The sequence below is a fragment of the Amycolatopsis sp. NPDC004772 genome (assembly GCF_053601215.1).
On the sequence record NZ_JBSGBK010000179.1, the window covers coordinates 1 to 2,347 of the forward strand.

Here is a 2,347-nt window from a genome sequence, read left to right on the forward strand (position 1 = left end):
CCGCGCGGGGGTGCGCCACCGGCGGCGCGTCGGGCGGCCGCGACTCGGGCGTGTTTTGGGGTATCGCCCACCCCAACCCCCCCCACCCCCCCCCCACGACCGGTGACGTGCGGCGGTGTCGTCCAGCCGGGGGAGAGGTCCGCGGACGGCTCGGGCGCGCCGTAGACGGTCCGCACCGGCAGGACGCCGGCCCAGGCGGTGTCGGCCTCGACGTCCTCCGGCTCGTCGTCCGGGCCCTCGGCGCGCATCTTCACCGACGCCTCGGCGAGGTCCAGGGCGAGCACGGACACCGCGGCGAACTCCTTCGCGTTGACCTCGCGCGCGTGCTCCCACGAGCCGGGCGCGAGGTGGTCGGTGAGCACTTTCAGGCCGTGCATCTTCGCTTCGGCGTCCAGGACCGGCTTCGCCTGGCCGAGGATGACGGCGCTGCGGTAGTTCATCGAGTGGTTGTTGACCGAGCGCGAGTAGACGATGCCGTCGAGGAGGGTGACGGTGACGCAGACGTCGAGGCCGTGCGCGGCGGTGCGGAGGCTGGCGGCGCCGGTCGAGCCGTGCAGGTAGAGCGTGTCGCCGTCGCGGCCGTAGCCGGTGGGAAGGACCAGCGGCACCCCGTCGCGGACGATCCCGAGGTGGCAGATCAGGCCTTCGTCCAGGACGGCGTGCAGCGCGGAGCGGTCGGTGACGGCGCGGTGCTTCTTGCGGCCGAGCGTGGTGCGGGGCGTGGTCGACAACATGCGACCAGCGTCTCCCGGCTCAGTGGCCTCGGAGAACGTCCACTTCTCGTACACTTGGGAAGTCCACTCTGCGTCGGGGGAGGTCCCGTGTCCGACACCGCGCTCCCGGTCAGCCTCGACCGTTCGGCGGTGACACCGCTGGCCGTGCAATTGGCGGACGCGTTGCGCGAAGCGGCGGCGAGTGGCCACCTGCGCGGCGGCGACCGCTTGCCGTCGACCCGGGCCCTGGCCGGCCGCCTCGGCGTCAGCCGCACGGTGACGTCGGCGGCGTACGAGCAGCTGCACGCCGAAGGCTGGATCGCCGGCCGGCACGGCTCCGGCACCTACGTGACGACGCCGCCTTCTTCCACGACTTCGTCGGTCCCGATGCCCGCGGTCGCGGCTCCCGAGGCGGCTGTGCCGTCGCTGCTGGACCTCGGCCCGGGCACACCGTGGGCGGCCGGGCTGGACCGAGCGGCCTGGCGCCGCGCCTGGCGGGCGGCGGCGGACCCGGAGCCATTGGTCCGGGCCCACCGGGCGGGCCTGCCGGAGTACCGCGCGGCGGTGTCGGAGCACCTGCTGCGCCACCGGGGGCTGGCGGCGGGCTCGGTCCTGGCGACCGGCGGCACGACGGCGGCGGTGGTCGAGCTGGCGGCGGCGGTACTGGAGCGCGGGGACGTCGTCGCCGTCGAGGAGCCGGGCTACCAGCGGGCGGTGCAGGCGTTCCTGCGGGCGGGGATGCGGGTGGTGGGAGTGCCGGTGGATTCCGAGGGGCTGCGGCCGTCCGCGATCCCTCCGGATGCCCGGGCGGTGTATTGCTCCCCGGCCCACCAGTACCCGATGGGCAGCAGGCTGAGCGCGACCCGGCGGGTGTCACTGGTGGAGCGGGCACGTTCGTCCGCAATGCTGGTGATCGAGGACGACTACGACGGCGAGCTGCGGTTCGACGTGGCCCCGCTGCCGATGCTGGCCTCGCTGGCGCCAGACGTCGTGGTGCACCTGGGAACGACGTCGAAGATCCTCACCCCGACGCTGGGAGCGGGGTGGATGGTGGCACCGGAGGCGATCACGTCGGCGGTGCTGGCGTACCGCGACCTGACGGGAACACGCCCATCGCCGGCAGGGCAGCGGGTGCTGTACGAGTTCGCGAGGAACGGGGACCTGGGCCGTCACCTGCGGAAGTTGCGCCGGGAGATGGCGGAGCGGCGGACGTTGCTGGCGGGAGCATTGTCAGGGGCGGGGATCCCAGTACGGGGGGACGACGCGGGGGCGCACCTGGTGGTGCCGTTTTCATCGGCGGCGATGGAGGCCTCGGTGATCGGGGCGGCCGAGAGGCGCGGAATCCGACTGGACGGCCTGGCAAGGCATTTCACCGGAGAGCCTTCGGTATTCGGGGTGGCAATCGGCTACGCGGGCTGTTCCCGGGAGGCGTTGACGGCGGCGTTGCCGACACTGGTGGCGTTGCTGCGCGGAGGCTCGGGGTGACTTGCAGCTGCCGCACCGACCGAACGGAACGCGGACGCCCAGACCGGCACCCCACCCAGACCTCCCCCGCCACCCCGATCCGAAGCCAGCACGCGGACGGTGGTGCCGGGTCAAGGCACGCTTTCCCGCCTTGACGCGGTACCACCGTC

At 73.4% G+C, this 2,347-nt stretch carries 1 protein-coding gene and 1 pseudogene; one reads left to right on the plus strand and one right to left on the minus strand.

Features of this window, described 5'->3' with window-relative positions; genetic code table 11:
- Nucleotides 1-95: 95 nt before the first annotated feature.
- Nucleotides 96-734 (minus strand): annotated as a pseudogene (locus ACWEF6_RS42860) (pyridoxamine 5'-phosphate oxidase family protein); the annotation flags it as partial.
- Nucleotides 735-821: 87 nt separating this feature from the next.
- On the opposite strand from ACWEF6_RS42860, the gene pdxR reads away from it, so the two are divergent.
- The gene (pdxR, locus tag ACWEF6_RS42865) at nt 822-2,198 is read left to right on the plus strand and encodes a MocR-like pyridoxine biosynthesis transcription factor PdxR (protein ID WP_449688189.1); all 1,377 of its coding nucleotides are present in this window, start codon (nt 822-824) and stop codon (nt 2,196-2,198) included.
- Nucleotides 2,199-2,347 lie beyond the last annotated feature (149 nt).